At 49.0% G+C, this 14,440-nt stretch carries 19 protein-coding genes and 5 tRNA genes; 20 read left to right on the top strand and 4 right to left on the bottom strand.

The features are described from left to right. Positions 1-5: 5 nt before the first annotated feature. The 4 genes from pstC to FZ040_RS02920 all read left to right on the top strand — a co-directional run bounded on the left by pstC (position 6) and on the right by FZ040_RS02920 (position 2,553). Positions 6-926 carry a phosphate ABC transporter permease subunit PstC gene (gene pstC / locus FZ040_RS02930; RefSeq protein WP_149170614.1) on the top strand — a complete coding sequence of 307 codons (921 nt, stop codon included), beginning with the start codon at positions 6-8 and terminating at the stop codon, positions 924-926. After that, positions 926-1,777 (top strand): phosphate ABC transporter permease PstA, encoded by an 852-nt coding sequence (gene pstA, locus FZ040_RS02925; protein WP_149170613.1) that lies wholly within the window; start codon positions 926-928, stop codon positions 1,775-1,777. The genes pstC and pstA overlap by 1 nt, the downstream gene beginning before the upstream one ends. Positions 1,778-1,899: 122 nt before the next feature. Next, complete coding sequence (locus FZ040_RS13945) at positions 1,900-2,064, top strand: hypothetical protein (protein WP_187620214.1); 165 nt, start codon at positions 1,900-1,902, stop codon at positions 2,062-2,064. A 30-nt stretch (positions 2,065-2,094) separates the two neighbouring features. Then, positions 2,095-2,553 carry a YaiI/YqxD family protein gene (locus FZ040_RS02920; protein WP_149170612.1) on the top strand — a complete coding sequence of 153 codons (459 nt, stop codon included), beginning with the start codon at positions 2,095-2,097 and terminating at the stop codon, positions 2,551-2,553. An 86-nt stretch (positions 2,554-2,639) separates the two neighbouring features. On the opposite strand, the gene FZ040_RS02915 is transcribed toward FZ040_RS02920, so the two are convergent. Beyond that, positions 2,640-3,560 carry a DMT family transporter gene (locus FZ040_RS02915; RefSeq protein WP_149170611.1) on the bottom strand — a complete coding sequence of 307 codons (921 nt, stop codon included), beginning with the start codon at positions 3,558-3,560 and terminating at the stop codon, positions 2,640-2,642. A 173-nt stretch (positions 3,561-3,733) separates the two neighbouring features. Between FZ040_RS02915 and FZ040_RS02910 the strand changes: the two genes are divergently transcribed. The 7 genes from FZ040_RS02910 (at position 3,734) to FZ040_RS02880 (ending at position 9,274) form a co-directional block, all read left to right on the top strand. Next, entirely contained in the window at positions 3,734-4,081 is a 348-nt protein-coding gene (locus FZ040_RS02910; RefSeq protein ID WP_255448709.1) for a VOC family protein, read from the top strand. A gap of 155 nt (positions 4,082-4,236) precedes the next feature. Next, on the top strand, positions 4,237-4,497 hold the full coding sequence (locus FZ040_RS02905; RefSeq protein ID WP_255448708.1) for a hypothetical protein: 261 nt from the start codon (positions 4,237-4,239) through the stop codon (positions 4,495-4,497). A 41-nt stretch (positions 4,498-4,538) separates the two neighbouring features. Next, the gene (locus FZ040_RS02900) at positions 4,539-5,546 is read left to right on the top strand and encodes an ROK family protein (protein WP_149170610.1); all 1,008 of its coding nucleotides are present in this window, start codon (positions 4,539-4,541) and stop codon (positions 5,544-5,546) included. Further along, a complete protein-coding gene (locus FZ040_RS02895; RefSeq protein ID WP_255448707.1) occupies positions 5,543-6,718 on the top strand; it encodes an MFS transporter in 1,176 nt (391 codons plus the stop codon). The genes FZ040_RS02900 and FZ040_RS02895 overlap by 4 nt, the downstream gene beginning before the upstream one ends. A gap of 14 nt (positions 6,719-6,732) precedes the next feature. Beyond that, a complete protein-coding gene (locus tag FZ040_RS02890) occupies positions 6,733-7,602 on the top strand; it encodes a histidinol-phosphatase HisJ family protein (protein WP_149170609.1) in 870 nt (289 codons plus the stop codon). 16 nt (positions 7,603-7,618) lie between these two features. Beyond that, complete coding sequence (locus tag FZ040_RS02885; protein WP_149170608.1) at positions 7,619-8,452, top strand: Cof-type HAD-IIB family hydrolase; 834 nt, start codon at positions 7,619-7,621, stop codon at positions 8,450-8,452. A gap of 93 nt (positions 8,453-8,545) precedes the next feature. After that, positions 8,546-9,274 (top strand): hypothetical protein, encoded by a 729-nt coding sequence (locus FZ040_RS02880; protein WP_149170607.1) that lies wholly within the window; start codon positions 8,546-8,548, stop codon positions 9,272-9,274. 33 nt (positions 9,275-9,307) lie between these two features. Here the strand turns inward: FZ040_RS02880 and FZ040_RS14320 are convergent, their stop codons facing one another. Beyond that, positions 9,308-9,385, bottom strand: coding sequence for an AraC family transcriptional regulator (locus tag FZ040_RS14320; protein WP_149170773.1), 78 nt, complete (start codon positions 9,383-9,385; stop codon positions 9,308-9,310). A 127-nt stretch (positions 9,386-9,512) separates the two neighbouring features. Between FZ040_RS14320 and FZ040_RS02870 the strand changes: the two genes are divergently transcribed. Both FZ040_RS02870 and FZ040_RS02865 read left to right on the top strand, forming a co-directional pair. Beyond that, a complete protein-coding gene (locus tag FZ040_RS02870) occupies positions 9,513-9,851 on the top strand; it encodes an arsenate reductase family protein (protein WP_149170606.1) in 339 nt (112 codons plus the stop codon). 88 nt (positions 9,852-9,939) lie between these two features. Further along, on the top strand, positions 9,940-10,938 hold the full coding sequence (locus FZ040_RS02865; protein ID WP_149170605.1) for a Gfo/Idh/MocA family protein: 999 nt from the start codon (positions 9,940-9,942) through the stop codon (positions 10,936-10,938). A 271-nt stretch (positions 10,939-11,209) separates the two neighbouring features. On the opposite strand, the gene FZ040_RS02860 is transcribed toward FZ040_RS02865, so the two are convergent. Next, positions 11,210-12,055: an alpha/beta hydrolase gene (locus tag FZ040_RS02860; RefSeq protein ID WP_149170604.1), complete on the bottom strand. Its 846-nt coding sequence runs from the start codon at positions 12,053-12,055 to the stop codon at positions 11,210-11,212. Between the two features lie 22 nt (positions 12,056-12,077). Next, the gene (gene padC / locus FZ040_RS02855) at positions 12,078-12,608 is read right to left on the bottom strand and encodes a phenolic acid decarboxylase (protein ID WP_149170603.1); all 531 of its coding nucleotides are present in this window, start codon (positions 12,606-12,608) and stop codon (positions 12,078-12,080) included. A 164-nt stretch (positions 12,609-12,772) separates the two neighbouring features. Between padC and FZ040_RS02850 the strand changes: the two genes are divergently transcribed. From FZ040_RS02850 to FZ040_RS02820, 7 genes are all read left to right on the top strand, one after another. Further along, positions 12,773-13,318, top strand: coding sequence for a PadR family transcriptional regulator (locus FZ040_RS02850; RefSeq protein WP_149170602.1), 546 nt, complete (start codon positions 12,773-12,775; stop codon positions 13,316-13,318). A 79-nt stretch (positions 13,319-13,397) separates the two neighbouring features. After that, complete coding sequence (locus tag FZ040_RS02845) at positions 13,398-13,868, top strand: hypothetical protein (protein WP_149170601.1); 471 nt, start codon at positions 13,398-13,400, stop codon at positions 13,866-13,868. Positions 13,869-13,964: 96 nt separating this feature from the next. Continuing rightward, a tRNA-Asp gene (locus tag FZ040_RS02840) sits at positions 13,965-14,041 on the top strand. Between the two features lie 4 nt (positions 14,042-14,045). Further along, a tRNA-Gly gene (locus FZ040_RS02835) sits at positions 14,046-14,120 on the top strand. Between the two features lie 7 nt (positions 14,121-14,127). Then, positions 14,128-14,201: transfer RNA gene (locus tag FZ040_RS02830), tRNA-Cys, on the top strand. Positions 14,202-14,215: 14 nt separating this feature from the next. Beyond that, positions 14,216-14,290, top strand: a tRNA-Gly gene (locus tag FZ040_RS02825). A 10-nt stretch (positions 14,291-14,300) separates the two neighbouring features. Beyond that, positions 14,301-14,374: transfer RNA gene (locus FZ040_RS02820), tRNA-Cys, on the top strand. The last annotated feature ends 66 nt before the right edge of the window (positions 14,375-14,440 follow it).

The raw sequence follows: 14,440 nt of genomic DNA, 5'->3' as shown, positions 1-14,440 counted from the left end.
CAGGCATGAAACAGGCAGCAGCCGTCAGTAAAGTGGCGGCAAAGGAAGTGGATAATGGCCATCGGCGCAGGCTGTTTTACGATAGGTGTGGGCGCTGTTTCTTTATCGCAGCGGCCGCATTGATGACCATCGTGATTTTTGCGATTATCTTTTTCGTGGGCAAGCAGGGCCTACAAACATTTGCCGTGGTCAGCCCGCTGGAATTCTTCTTTTCGGGGCAGTGGGATCCACTTGCAGGAAAGTATGGCGCGTTGTTTTTTATCCTGGGGTCGTTCTGGTCAACGCTGCTGGCAATCCTTATCGGAGCGCCTGTGGGGCTTATGGGAGCAATCTTCATGGCAAAGGTGGCGCCCAAAGGGCTGCAGGCTGTTATGCGGCCGGCAATCGATATCTATGCAGCGATTCCTTCGGTCGTATATGGCTACACTGGCCTGGTGGTGCTGGTGCCATTCTTGCGTGAAACCTTTGGCAGTGCGACAGGCTTTGGCGTACTGGCGGCTGCGCTCGTACTTTCCCTCATGGTCTTGCCGACGATAATAGCAATCAGCATGGATGCGATACAGGCAGTAGAGCCGTCGATGGAGGAGGCAAGCCTGGCCTTGGGGGCAACCTGGTGGCAGACAGTATGGCACGTCGTCTTGCCCGCCGCCGCGCCAGGAATATTGACCGCAGTGGTGCTGGCTATGGCAAGAGCCATAGGCGAAACGATGGCCGTGCAGATGCTTATTGGCAATACGCCGCAGCTTATAACATCGCTGTTTACGCCCACGGCGACGCTTACGAGTAATATTGTCGTGGAAATGGGCAATACGCCGTTTGGCTCTGTCTGGGGGAATGCGCTATTCTTGATGGCGTTTGTCCTGCTGCTGCTTTCGCTGGCGATGATGCTTTTGGTACGCCGCATTGGAAAAAGGAGGGTTACCTGATGGATACGAAAGTGCAGAATCAAGCAGCCATAGGTGTTTTGTGGCTGGCTGGCCTGTCTATCCTGGGACTGTTGGTCGTGTTCCTTGGTTATATCCTTTACAAGGGGCTGCCAATCTTGTCCTTAGCGTTTGTTTTGGGCAAATCGAGTGACATGATGGCTGGGGGCGGCGTTGGCGCGCAATGGTTCAATTCATTCTATATGCTGGCAATTTCCCTGGGCATTTCACTTCCCGTGGCTTTAGGGGCCGGGATTTATTTGGCAGAATATGCCAAGGAAACAAAACTGACAAAGTGCATCCGCCTTTCCGTGGAAAGTTTGGCTACGGTGCCATCGATTGTGCTCGGTTTGTTTGGCATGATACTATTCGTCCATGTGATGGATTTAGGCTTTAGTATCATAGGTGGTGCCTTGACGTTGGTTTTGCTTAATTTGCCGCTGCTGGTCCGGGTGACTGAGGAAGCCATCCGAACGGTGCCAAAGTCTTATAAAGAGGCCAGTCTGGCGCTGGGGGCTACGAAACTTCAGACGGTTTTGCGGGTAATACTTCCCGAGGCTCTGCCGGGAATCATCACGGGCATCACGCTTACAGCTGGCCGGGCGTTAGGCGAGACGGCTATCTTGATATTCACTGCGGGGACGACGGTATCCCGTCATATGTTTGATTTCGATGTGATGGCTGGTGGAGAAACACTGGCTGTGCATCTGTGGTATCTCATGAGCACAGGACTTGTTCCCGACCGCGAGCTCATTGCTGATGGGATTGGCGCCCTGCTGATACTGACCATACTTATTGGCAATATCCTGCTGATGCTGCCGGTCAAGCTTTGGCTGAAACAACGGGGCAGGTAAGCGGATTGGCTTTGCGATGATGGCATCAATCCTTGCAGGAATGCCTGTACTGGACAGCACAAAGCGTATGTTTTATGATAGGTACATACCTGTTTTAAAATATACAGCGGGAGGTATTTGGCATGGCGTATGAAGCGAAGTACACGCTAAGAGTCTTAGTTAATGATTGGGTGCGAGAAAAACCTTGGGAACTCGAGGGGGAGCATGGGCTTTCGTTTTTCATCGAGACACCACAGAGTAAATTCCTCTTTGATTGCGGGCACACTGGGGCAGCTTGGCTGGCTTGATTTGTGGTTGGAAAGGGAAAATGCAGGAACGTGAAAATATTTGTAGATGCCGATGCCTGTCCGGTGGTCAAAGAGACGGAAACGGTGGCGGAAAAATATTCGGTGCTGGTGGTTTTGCTATGCGATACGAATCATATTTTGCAATCGGCGTATAGCGAGGTCAAAGTAATCGGCGCTGGTGCCGATGCGGTGGACTTTGTGCTGGTCAATCTCTGCCGGGCTGGTGATCTGGTGGTCACCCAGGACTATGGCGTGGCGGCCATGGCACTAGGCAAGAAGGCGTATGCCATACATCAGAATGGCTGGCAGTATACCAATGAAAACATTGAGCGGCTGCTGATGGAGCGCCATCTGGTGAAAAAAGCCCGCCGTGCCTCGAGCAAGAGCCACTTGAAGGGGCCGCGAAAGCGTACGGCCGAAGACAATTGGCAGTATGCGGCAAAGCTGGAACGGCTGCTGCGGAAGATTTTGGAAGAACGCGCAGAATAAGCTGTTTGGCTTAGGAAAATCAGACTTCGTCCTCATCCATGATGCCGAGTTTTCGTTTATAAGGGAATCCTCCTAAATCACATGGTTTAATTACAGGCTTTGCTCTGCGCCAGTTTTTCGGCCGCGGTGGTGTTTCCGCCACGCATGGCCAGTACTACGCCGATGGCGATGAGAGCAAAGCCGGGGATGAAATAGCTCGTGATGGTTTCATCTAACAGGAAATATCCGAGCAGCGTTCCCACCACGGGCTGAAAGAACATGAAAAGCCCGCCGATGGAAGCATCCATATAGGTAAGGCCTTTGCTCCAGAGAACGAATCCGGCAGTAGTGGAAATCACGCCCACGTAGAGTACCGAGCCCCATATCTGCGGCGCGCAAAATGCCGTGAAATCCGCCTCGGCAGCTACCCACCAAAGGCCATAGGGACTCAGCGTGATAAAAGCGATAAGCACGCTGTAAAACGTGAGGGCAAAGACAGAATAGCGGCTAAGTAGCTTTAGCAGGATAGACATCAGCGCCCAGGTAATGGCGGCAATTGTGAGATAGATTCCTCCGAGCATATTGCCAGTTTTTATATTATCCGGGTCAACGACGATGAGCAGAACGCCGATGGTAGCCAGAACGACCGAAAGCAGACGGCTGAAACTGAATCGTTCGTGCAGCAGCAGGCAGCCAAAGACAACCATGAAGGCTGGTGTCGCTGCCGTTATGACCGACCCCATTTGCGCTGAGGTCAGCATCGTGCCCGACTCCTGCGTGACAATGGACAGTGTGTTTCCGGTAAGGGCCGAAAGCAAGAGCAGTTTCCAGTCTTTTCGCTCGATTTTCCAAGCGATTTTTTGCTGGTACATCAAAAATACAAGCGGAATAAGCGCCACCCCGTACCGCATCCATACCAAAGCGATAGGATCGATTACGCCGGTGGTCAGGCGGACGGCGATGAACATAGCGCCCCAGATGCTGCCAGCTAACGATAGTAATAATGAACCGATAAGTAGATTACGCAATAGATTGTTTCTCCTGTATTTGACATGTCAAGTATTATGAGTCAAGTATAATGCGGGTAACAGCATCCGTCAAACTGCGCTAGGAACAGGATTTTTTTATTTCGAAAACGAATAAAAAATAGTAAGATGACAATGTGTATAAAAGTTTTCGAGTCGTTGGGAGGACGATGCAGATGACAATGGAAAAAGCCTATATTGATCATGCGGCGGTTACCGTAGCGGATATTCACTGGAGCTTGGCATTTTTTGAAGATGTGCTGGGCATGACCGAAACAAGGCGGCGGGAAAGCGATGGCAAATTGCAGCAGGTCTGGCTCGATGGCGGCATTCAGCTTATCAATGCGCCGGATAAAGCGAAAAGTGGCCAGGCCCATCACTTGGGCATAAGGGTGCGTGACTTTAAGGGCACGCTGGCAAAGATGCTGGTCTATGAGGGCGTACATTCCGTGGAAGGAAAACCGGAAAAGTGGGTGCAGCTGCCCGATGGCTTGTTGCTCGAGCTATTTCCCATTGAGACATGATCCATAAAATCCTGACTGCTTACCTGGCAGTCAGGATTTTATATGAATAATTGACAAGTCAAAGGCGGTGACTGATATGGATATAGAAAGCATGGCCAGATATTGGACGCAGGATGCGGAAAATTACGGCAACATTACGGGCAGGTGGCCGGTTATTGCTCTTTGATGCCAATTGGAATATGCCTTTGTATGATGAAGACATGACTAAGCGGGCGGAAGAACGGCGGCAGGAATGCCTGCGGCAGTACGGCGATGCCTTGGAGACTGCTGATGATATTACAGAGCCCTTCGACCCCTTGCAGCTGCCCTTGAGTGGTACAAAACGCCCCTATTGGGATGTAGAGCTGCTGCGTAAAATGGGTTTTGGAGGAGTCTGTTTAAAAGACATTGACAGTAGTAGTTTTCTGTTTGTATAATAGGTTTATCAAATGACTATATAAACCTATTGGAGTTTGTTATGAACAGGAAAGATGTGCGAAATCATAATCTGCAAAAGATACGCAGTGCCCTGCGGTCAATGCGGCAGGCTACCAAGCCGCAGCTGGCTGAGCATACGGGCCTAAGCGTTATGACGGTAAATACCTTGGTGAAAATTCTACAGGAGCATGGTGAAGTTGCGCTCATGGAGGATTTCCTGCCCTCTGCCTCTGAGGAAGGAGGACGACCTGCCAGGCAGTATCGGTATCTGGCTGACAGATTGCAGGCTCTGGTCTTGTGTTTCTATGAGGAAGCTGGTGAAATCAGAATGGAATCGATGGTGGAAAATCTTTTTGGGGATGTTATTTTTTTTGAAAAGATTTCCTGCCCGGAGGTTTCCGGTGAATTTCTGAAGGACACTATCCAAACGTATCAGGAAAAATACCCGCAGTTGTCGCTAGTAATGATGGGGCTGCCTGGGGTGGAAGTAGACGAAGTGATGGCGGTCATCGACTACCCGGCTCTGAAGGGGCTGCGGCTTCGGGAAGTGCTGGGAAAGGCTGTGGGGCTGCCCATTTATCTGGTCAACGATATCAATGCTGCTGTGTCTGGCTATGGCATGAGTTTGGGGAGTTCAGTCAAGCAGGAAATAGTTGTTGGCATCTATTGGCCAAGGAATTACCCGCCAGGAGCAGGCATCCTGCTAAATGGTGTCCTTTATAAAGGCCGGGATGGTCTGGCAGGTGAAATATCCTGTGCCTTTGATTGTAGTTCATACAGCCCTCAGGGGGATATTGTGGAACAGATGACGGAAAAAATAGTTGATTTTGTCCGTTTCTGGAATCCTCATCGCATCGTGCTGTATCATGAGGAAATAACACCTGTTGTGGAGACGGCAATTCGGTGTCTATGTGCTGAAGCAATTCCAGAGCGGTTCCTGCCGGAGCTTATTTTTGACAGAAAGCTGCGGGAAGATTATCGGAGAGGCGTTCGTGCTATGGCAGGAACTTATTTAGAAATGTTGGGACAGACGAGGAACAAGGTATGAATCAGGATATGGACAGGTCAAAAGTCCAGGAAAGATATGCGGCGGGAAAAATGCGGCAACATTCCACCAGAGCCTTGTTTTTTATTGGTGGCTTTGGGGCAGCTTCCTGGGCTCCCTTGGTACCTCTGCTTAGGGAGCGGTTGGCTATTGGTGAGGAAGTACTGGGGATGCTACTTCTATGCATCGGTATTGGTTCGCTTTTGACCATGCCGCTATCTGGAGCGGCGGCAGTGCGTTTTGGCTGTCGGAAGACGCTGACTTTTGCAGCTGCTTTCTTTGCGCTGCTTTTGCTGGTTTTGTGTTTGGTAGATAGCATGGCGTTGGCGGTGATTTCCTTGCTTATTTTTGGAGCTATGATGGGGTGTATTGATGTAGTGGTAAATATTCAGGCTGTATTGGTCGAAAAGGCGGCTAAACGCCGTTTGATGTCCGGTATGCATGCTCTTTGGAGTGTAGGAGGTTTTGCCGGGGCTGGGCTCTTTGGCATATGGGTTGGCACTTTAGGATTGACGCCATTTGTCTCCACCTGTATTGCTGCCGGAATAATGCTGGCAACGTTGGCCTTTTTTGCCCGGCACTTATTGCCTTTTGGGGGTGAAGGTGGCGGTGCAATGGTAGCTGTACCAAAGGGCATTGTAACCTTCGTGGGCATTGTGGCCTGCATTGCTTTCCTGGTGGAAGGTGCTGTAATGGACTGGAGCGGCGTATTCCTTACCACCGTCAGGGGCTTTGATGTGGCTTTAGCTGGCACAGGTTTTACGGCCTTTTCAGCCGCCATGCTTATGATGCGACTTCTAGGGGATGCCACAGTGCGGAAGCTGGGGCAGAAGCTTGTGGTAATGGGAGGAAGCTTGCTGGCTTTCCTTGGGTTTCTGCTGGTAATCTTTGCTCCTAATCAGCTGCTTTTATATGCAGGTTTCTTTGCCATCGGTATTGGCAGTGCCAATATCGTGCCAGTGTTTTTTTCATTGCTGGGCAAACAGAAGGATATGCCTGTCAGCATGGCTGTGCCTGCGGTAAGTACTTTGGGGTATCTGGGAATCCTGATGGGGCCTGCGGCCATCGGCTTCCTGGCTCATCAGAGCAGTCTTTATGCAGCTTTTGGTTTGTTGGCGGCTTTGGTAGCAGTTCAGGCCCTTATAGCGGCTTATGTTTATAAGAAAGTTTTGTAGAGGGGGATTTTCTTATGTTGGCAGATTATCATGTGCATACAGAATTCAGTGACGATTCCCGAGAGGCGATGGAGGCGCAGGCGAAAAAGGCTGTTTCTTTGGGCCTTCAGGAAATGTGTTTTACCGATCATGTGGACTATGGCATCAAGAAGGATTGGGATGAGGGCGCTATCGAGTACCGCGGTGGCGATGGCATCGGAACACCAGCAGATGCGCTGGAGCCGATGGCCAATGTGGACTATCCCAAATACTTTGAGAAGTTCGGTCACGTCAAGGCAGCGTTTGCCAAAAACATAGCTTTGCGCTGCGGTTTGGAATTTGGCGTGCAGGTTGGCACTATCCCCAAGTATGAGGCGCTGTTTGCGAAATACGCAGATAAGCTGGACTTTGTGCTGCTGTCTATTCATCAGGTGGAGAACAAGGAATTTTGGAATCAGGAATTCCAGCAGGAGCGCAGCCAGCAGGAGTATAACGAGCGGTATTATCAGGAAATGTATGATGTGATGAAGGCGTTCAAGAATTATTCGGTGCTAGCGCATCTGAACCTTATCAGCCGTTATGACAAGCAGGGGAAATATCCTTTTGCTGCGGTTAAGGATATGGTGGCAGAAATTTTGAAACTAGCCATTTCCAATGGCAAGGGCATTGAGCTTAACACTTCTTCCTGGCATTATGGCCTTGATGATACCATGCCTGCGCGGGATATCCTGCGGCTCTATAAAGATTTGGGAGGCAGAATTATTACGATTGGTTCTGACGCTCATTCCACGAATTATCTGGCTGACCATCTGGAGGATGCCAGAGCTATCTTGCGTGATGAGATTGGCATGCAGGAAATCTATACGTTCAAGGATATGGAGCCCATTGGGCATAAGTTGTTATGAAAATGGAGTTGATGGCATGAGTAAGATTATCTTTATTGATGTAGATGGCACGTTGGTGGATTACGACAATGTCTTGCCGAAATCGGCAGTGGAGGCAATCCGCAAGGCCAGAGCCAATGGACACAAGGTATATATCAGCACAGGCCGCAGCAAGGCTGAGGTTTATGAGGAACTTTGGGAAATCGGTCTTGACGGCATGATTGGCGGCAACGGTAGCTATGTGGAGGATAACGGGCAGGTGGTCATGCATCAGCTGCTTACGCCAGAGCAGAGCCGCCGTATTGTAGACTGGCTTCATGACCGTAAGCTGGAATTCTACCTGGAAAGCAACAACGGACTCTTTGCCAGTGAGAACTTTGAGACTCGGGGCGAGCCCGTTATGCAGGAGTATTCGGCTCGCAAAGGACAGGACAATGCGGCGAAGATGACGGTGCGGCAGGCTTTCCCAGAAATGATTTTCGGCGGGGAGCTTTATCGGGATGATTTGAACAAAGTCAGCTTTATCCTGGAAAGCTATGATGACTTCCTGGCTGCTAGGGAAGCATTCCCTGATTTGCAGGCAGGTACCTGGGGTGGTGTAGGAGAAAAGGCCCTGTTTGGCGATTTGGGAGTAAAGGGCATCACTAAGGCCCATGCCATTGACGAGTTGCTGAAACATATCGGTGGTAGGATTGAGGATACCATCGCCTTTGGTGACGCCAAGATTGATATTCCGATGTTTGAATATTGTCATGTGGGTGTAGCTATGGGCAACGGCGGTGAGGAAATCAAGGCCATAGCAGATTTTGTGACAGATGCTGTGGCGGAGGATGGACTTGCTAATGCCTTTCAGCGGTTGGGGGTGATTTGATACCGATACTGCCATAAGAACATAACCAGGTACTTACTTTAATCGATATCTAATATTGCTTTGTTAGCATGGGGTTAGAGGTGTTGAAATATTATGGATAATGGTAAGAATTTCATGACTTCAGCCCATTATTGTATCTATCTGGGGCTGGTGTTGCTGGCACTGTTTGTCGTGGAGAATGAATATCGGCTGCCTGTCCTTGTGGTTGCTTCTGCTGTCTGGTTTTATTTTGCGAACCGGCAGGAAGGTTGGCAAAGTCCCCTTATTGAATGGCCAGAGGAATTGTCTTTCCTGGCCACCTGTTATTATGCATCGTTGAAAATACTGAAACTCGGTGCTATCCTGATGTTTCTTACAGCAGCCTATCGGATCTGGGGGGATGATTTCGACAGCCTGTATCTATGGGAAGATGGCCCCACGATAGTCCTGGTGGAGCTCTTCTTGCTGGCTGCCATAGCCAGTGTGCTCTCCCTTTGCTGGTCCTTGCATGATAAATGGGCGGAAGGCTGCGGCAGTACGACTATTGCCTCTTTGAATCCACCTTTTACTTACGGTCACAGAGGCTTCAAGCCCTGGAGCTGGATGCTCATAAATGGTGCCATAATTCTGTTATTGGTAATGTTGGGCCTGCTGTATCTGTTGGAGGACGAACCTATCGACATAAACAATGCCACTACTTTTTTTGTTACCTATCTGGTTTTGGCGCTTCCGCCGCAGTTATGGCTTTATTTCCATTACAAAGAGATTCTTCCTCAGGCAATTTCCCATACTAGGAAAAGTATTGCTGCTTGTGAAAAGATGAGTTGCCGAAATGGTAACTGAGCCCGTTTGAAAATGGAATTTGACCTGGAAGTTTCAAAGTTGCCGTGGCGATGTTCCGTAATATTCCCGAAAGGCTTTGTAATAATTGCTGCTATTGCTGTAACCAAGCATGGCGGTAATTTGCTAAGGACAAAAACAGAAAAGACGCCATATCTTTTTTGCAGGGTCGAGAAAGATATGGCGTTTGTTGTATAATAGTAACCAAAGGTTACGATGCAGTTGTGAAAGAGGAGGCCCAATGAATATACAGATTTTCGGTACGAAGAAGTGTAATGATACGAAGAAAGCCCAGAGGTTCTTCAAAGAGCGGGGGATAAAATTCCAATTCATCGATATGATGGATAAGGGGATGAGCAAAGGAGAGTTCCAGTCGGTAGCCAAGGCGCATGGTGGCATCGATGGGATGATCAATCCAGATTGCAAGGACAAGGACGCGCTGGCTCGTGTGAACTATATGGCAGATAAGCTGGAAACGCTTTTGGAGAACCAGCAAGTCATCAAAACACCAATCGTGAGAAATGGAAAAGAGTCAACCGTCGGTTATGCGCCTGAAGTTTGGAAAAGCTGGCAGAGTTGACCGGTCAATTTGACTAGTCAAAGTTGACAAGTCAAATTCAGTGGAACAATATAACGGATATGATGCGTAACGAAAGGAGCAGGGCTGTATGAAATTAGCAATTCTAGGTACTGGTATGATTGTGAAGGAGGGTGCACTTCCGGCACTTAAAGAGGTGCCGGAGGTAGAAGTGGCGGCTATTTTTGCCCGCCCTTCCAGCAGGGAAAAAGCAGAGAAATTAAGCGTTGCCTATGATATTCCGAAGGTTTATACCGATTATGAGGAACTGCTGGCTGACCCAGACATCGATTTTGTCTACGTGGGGCTTACCAACAGCGTTCATTATGACTACACGAAAAAGGCCTTGCTGGCGGGCAAGCATGTCATTGTGGAAAAGCCCTTTGCTTCGGCGGCAAGAGAAGTGCAAGAGTTGCGCCAGCTGGCTTTGGCTAAAGGTTTGTATGTGTTTGAGGCGGTGACGCTGTTCTATTTGCCAAATTTTGCAGCTATCCGGGAAGCTTTGCCAAAACTTGGCCGGATAAAGGCGGTAGTGGCCAATTACTCCCAGTATTCCAGCCGCTACGACAAATACCTTAACGGTGAGGTTCTGCCGGCCTTTGACCCGCAGCGCAGCGGCGGCGCCTTGTACGATATCAATATCTACAATCTGAATCTTATCATTGGTTTGTTTGGCAAACCTGAGTCTATTGATTATACCGCCAATATTGGCTTTAATGGCATCGATACCAGTGGAATGGTCAAGATGCAGTACCCGGATTTTTTTGCGCTGGCCATTGGCGCAAAAGATTCAGACAGTCCCGGCTATGCGGTTATTCAGGGAGAAAAGGGCTATATTAAGGTAACGGATGCCCCGAATACGCTTCGTTCCTTTGAGATGAAACTTCGCGGCAGTGGTGTCACCTCTCACTACGAGCTTAATAAATACAGCCATCGCATGGTGCATGAGTTCCAGGAGTTTGCCAAGATTTTTGCCGCCAAGGATTACGATAAGGTAAAGCAAGGGCTGGATGTATCGGTGGCAGTGCTGGAAACCGCCGAAGAAGCCCGTAAACAAGTGGGCATTGTGTTCCCTTGTGATCATACATGAATAATTTGGCACTTCATCAGTTTGTGTGGGTAGCTAAATATTCCCAACCATTATAAACATTGAAAAAGCATACATTTTTCATGTACGATTTTTATTATGAAACCATACCTAGTTTACGGATAATTACCTGACAATGGATGTGACCGAAGTGCGGATTGCCATTGAGTGCTTTTGGCCTGATGGCGAGAGAATCGACCGGGCAGAAGTGGTTAAATAAAACAAAAACGAGGTATTGTGCGCGTACGGCACAATACCTCGTTTTTGTTTTATTTTATTTTTTCAGCTGAGCAGCAAAGTAATTGGCTACTGCCTGGCAGGCGCCTTTCGTGTCATGGGTAAAGCCATGGTCTTCACCGGGGACAAGTTTTAACTGACCGTTGAAGTAAATCCGCTGATAACGCTGGCTATACGTATAGGGGACGATAACATCGCCAGTACCGTGAATCATGAAAGCCGGTCCCTGATAACGGATGGCGGTTTCATAAATCGGCAGTGTCTGAGCGGTCAATACATAGTTTCTGCCTAAGGTCAGGCCTTTTTTGATGGGGATGGTTTCGGGGACGTTGTTGGCATTGTAACGAGCGCCCTGGCAGTCGCCACGAATGGCATCTTCACGCAGTACGGCAGCCGGTGCCATGAGCGCCAGGCTCTTGACCTTTTCGGTGCCGAGGATACCGGCAGTCATGCTGGCAACGACGCCGCCCTGGGAATGACCGGCCAGGGAAATGGAAGTTACATGGGGAAGCTTCGTGGCATAATCGTAGACTTTTTTTGCATCTTCAATTTCGTTGAGTACGGTCATATCCTGGAAACGGCCTTCGCTTTTGCCATGACCGTTGAAGTCAAAGCGCAGGGTGGCGATGCCTTTCTTTTCCAAATCGTTTGCCAGCGTCTGCATTAAGTTGGTGTCTTTATTGGAAGTAAAACCATGGCAGACGATGACGAGCGGATACTCTTTGGCTTTGTCTGGCGTCTGGAGTACGGCTGCGAGTTTGCCATGGTCACCGTCAATTGTCAGGTCCTGGCTCTGGGCAAAGCTTACGCCCGTGCCTACGGTCATGAGGCCAAGCGTCAGCAACGAAGCCGTGGCGATTTGTTTGAAGTTAAACATTTTCATATCGATTTCCTCCTTATGGATGTTATTTTTTCAAGCGATGGTAATTCGCATCAAAGTATTTGCCTTCACGGATGTCGTTGGTCATGCCGGCATACGGTGCTTCAGCGATTACGTCTTTGTTATCGAGTCCGGCTTTGCCGATATAGGTAATCTGTGCGAATTCCGGAACCAAATATTTCGGATAAGTCTCGTACTTCTCGCGCGATTCTTTCATGAGGTCGAGGTGTTCGTTCTGGAAGCAGACGGTGATTTCCGGCTTGTCCTGTACCCATTTCGGGAAAAAGATGGTGCCGTGCATTTTGTTTTCGTTGGGCATGAAGTCCAGCGCTACGTCCGTGCCGGTTGGCTCTGTCCAGGTTACCTTGAACACGCCATCGGTGAGCTTGACGATATCGGCCTGCTGGTCTTTTACCCAGCGTCCGGCGACCATGCCGCCGTGAATGCGGTAATCAACGGTATGGTCATTTTTCGCATACCATTCGTATTCCCAGCCGTTGTCATACGTATAGATGAAATGCGTGCCGAGAAAATCACTAAGGTCTTTAAATATCATATTGGTCAACTCCTTTTTGGTCTGTGCGAATATGTAAATAAATACATAATCGCTATAACCACATCTTAGTTCGTGAATGAGGAAATGTCAAGAGAAAAGATGTAAATAATTACATCATCTGCTTTTTCGTGTTATAATCATAGAAAAAGGAAGGATGAACGTCTATGGCACAGAAAAATGTATTGAAATATGTTGTATTGGGATTGTTATCGCATCAGGACCTCACGGGCTATGACATAAAGAAACTCTTTGAAGGCGAATTGGGAGATTTTTGGTACTCCAATCACAGTCAGATTTACCCGGAGTTAAAGAAAATGGTAGAAAGCGGTCTGATTAGCGCGTACGACGATACCGTGGGGCAAAAAATGACGAAGACGTATTATACGATTCAGCCTCAGGGAAAAGCGGAGCTGGCCGACTGGCTCAAGGAACCATTAAACGCGCTGCCGCCTACCCGTGATGAATTTTCGATGAAGTTGTACTTGCTTAACGATGTCAACGATCCCTTGATAAAGAAGCTGTTTGCCGAGGAAATCGCCCGCCACGAGGAGAAATTGCAGTATTTACAGTCGCGGTGGAAACTGCTTTTTACTGCCAAGGCGGAACAAAAGAAACATTATGGTCACGCCATGATTTTGCGCCAGGCAATCCGCCGGGAAGAGTGGCGGCTGCAGTGGCTGCGTGAAGAACAGGCAAAGCTTGAGGAATAAAGGTTTGATTCTTCTTGCTCTTTTCAGATAGGTTCTTTATAATGTGGATAGTAATTTTGAAAATGAGGTGTAACCTATAATGAAGAATAAAAAACATCTATATATGTTGCTGGGCGTTGTGGCCGCTGTGGCAGTGGCTGCTGGCTGCTATCTGTGGACTGGCGGGCAGGCGCCGCAGAATGCGCAGGTGGACGGCGGCAATGTCACTTCGGTGGAAAATGCGAAAGAGCCGCAGCCAGTGGAGGAGCCGAAGGCGAAAACAGAAAAGGCGGCAGCTCCCAAGCAGAATATTCCGGCTGAGGATGTGGTGGCTATGACGTTTGAGGGAACGAAGACGTATATCGTTGCTGGGTCCGTGACCGGAGAGAAGAATGGCACGCAGTGGACGGCGGTGCTTCGCAACGGTACGGCCGGGAAACTGACAAAGGTAGAGTTTAAGCAGGAGGGGAAGAAAATCCTCACGCGCAACGAGGGTGGCTCCTGGCGTCCGCTTGATGAGATGGACCGCTCGATTTTTAACAAGTTGCAGGAAATTGTGGCAAAACAGTAAAAAAATCAAAAAACTTTACTTTTAGGTGTTGACAAGTCATACGCTTATCCGTATAATAATATTTGTCGCTGAGAGATACAGCGGCGAAATAAAAATGGCCCGGTAGTTTAGTTGGTTAGAATGCCGCCCTGTCACGGCGGAGGTCAGGGGTTCAAGTCCCCTTCGGGTCGCCATTATGCGGAAATAGCTCAGTGGTAGAGCACCACCTTGCCAAGGTGGGGGTCGCGAGTTCGAGCCTCGTTTTCCGCTCCATTATTTCGGCGACATAGCCAAGTGGTAAGGCCGAGGACTGCAAATCCTCTATCCTCAGTTCGATTCTGAGTGTCGCCTCCAATTTTATATCTGATGCGGAAATAGCTCAGTGGTAGAGCACCACCTTGCCAAGGTGGGGGTCGCGAGTTCGAGCCTCGTTTTCCGCTCCATTTTTATTTTGGCGACATAGCCAAGTGGTAAGGCCGAGGACTGCAAATCCTTTATCCTCAGTTCGATTCTGAGTGTCGCCTCCAAAATAAAATAGTTAGTCCGGAAGAGTCGTTCTTTCGGATTTTTTTATGTAAAGGATTGGTACTCGC

The sequence above is a fragment of the Pseudoselenomonas ruminis genome, assembly GCF_008271295.1.
GTDB classification, from domain to species: Bacteria; Bacillota; Negativicutes; order Selenomonadales; family Selenomonadaceae; genus Selenomonas_A; species Selenomonas_A ruminis.
The sequence above is the reverse complement of the archived record's forward strand: the minus strand, read 5'-3'. Positions and strand labels throughout refer to the sequence as shown.

Bases quoted from the DNA above. Each gene is read 5' to 3' on its own strand.
- pstC (WP_149170614.1), top strand. From the start codon at position 6: ATGAAACAGGCAGCAGCCGTCAGTAAAGTGGCGGCAAAGGAAGTGGAT.
- pstA (WP_149170613.1), top strand. From the start codon at position 926: ATGGATACGAAAGTGCAGAATCAAGCAGCCATAGGTGTTTTGTGGCTG.
- FZ040_RS13945 (WP_187620214.1), top strand. From the start codon at position 1,900: ATGGCGTATGAAGCGAAGTACACGCTAAGAGTCTTAGTTAATGATTGG.
- FZ040_RS02910 (WP_255448709.1), top strand. From the start codon at position 3,734: ATGACAATGGAAAAAGCCTATATTGATCATGCGGCGGTTACCGTAGCG.
- FZ040_RS02900 (WP_149170610.1), top strand. From the start codon at position 4,539: ATGAACAGGAAAGATGTGCGAAATCATAATCTGCAAAAGATACGCAGT.
- FZ040_RS02895 (WP_255448707.1), top strand. From the start codon at position 5,543: ATGAATCAGGATATGGACAGGTCAAAAGTCCAGGAAAGATATGCGGCG.
- FZ040_RS02890 (WP_149170609.1), top strand. From the start codon at position 6,733: ATGTTGGCAGATTATCATGTGCATACAGAATTCAGTGACGATTCCCGA.
- FZ040_RS02885 (WP_149170608.1), top strand. From the start codon at position 7,619: ATGAGTAAGATTATCTTTATTGATGTAGATGGCACGTTGGTGGATTAC.
- FZ040_RS02880 (WP_149170607.1), top strand. From the start codon at position 8,546: ATGGATAATGGTAAGAATTTCATGACTTCAGCCCATTATTGTATCTAT.
- FZ040_RS14320 (WP_149170773.1), bottom strand. From the start codon at position 9,385: ATGCTTGGTTACAGCAATAGCAGCAATTATTACAAAGCCTTTCGGGAA.
- FZ040_RS02870 (WP_149170606.1), top strand. From the start codon at position 9,513: ATGAATATACAGATTTTCGGTACGAAGAAGTGTAATGATACGAAGAAA.
- FZ040_RS02865 (WP_149170605.1), top strand. From the start codon at position 9,940: ATGAAATTAGCAATTCTAGGTACTGGTATGATTGTGAAGGAGGGTGCA.
- FZ040_RS02860 (WP_149170604.1), bottom strand. From the start codon at position 12,055: ATGAAAATGTTTAACTTCAAACAAATCGCCACGGCTTCGTTGCTGACG.
- padC (WP_149170603.1), bottom strand. From the start codon at position 12,608: ATGATATTTAAAGACCTTAGTGATTTTCTCGGCACGCATTTCATCTAT.
- FZ040_RS02850 (WP_149170602.1), top strand. From the start codon at position 12,773: ATGGCACAGAAAAATGTATTGAAATATGTTGTATTGGGATTGTTATCG.
- FZ040_RS02845 (WP_149170601.1), top strand. From the start codon at position 13,398: ATGAAGAATAAAAAACATCTATATATGTTGCTGGGCGTTGTGGCCGCT.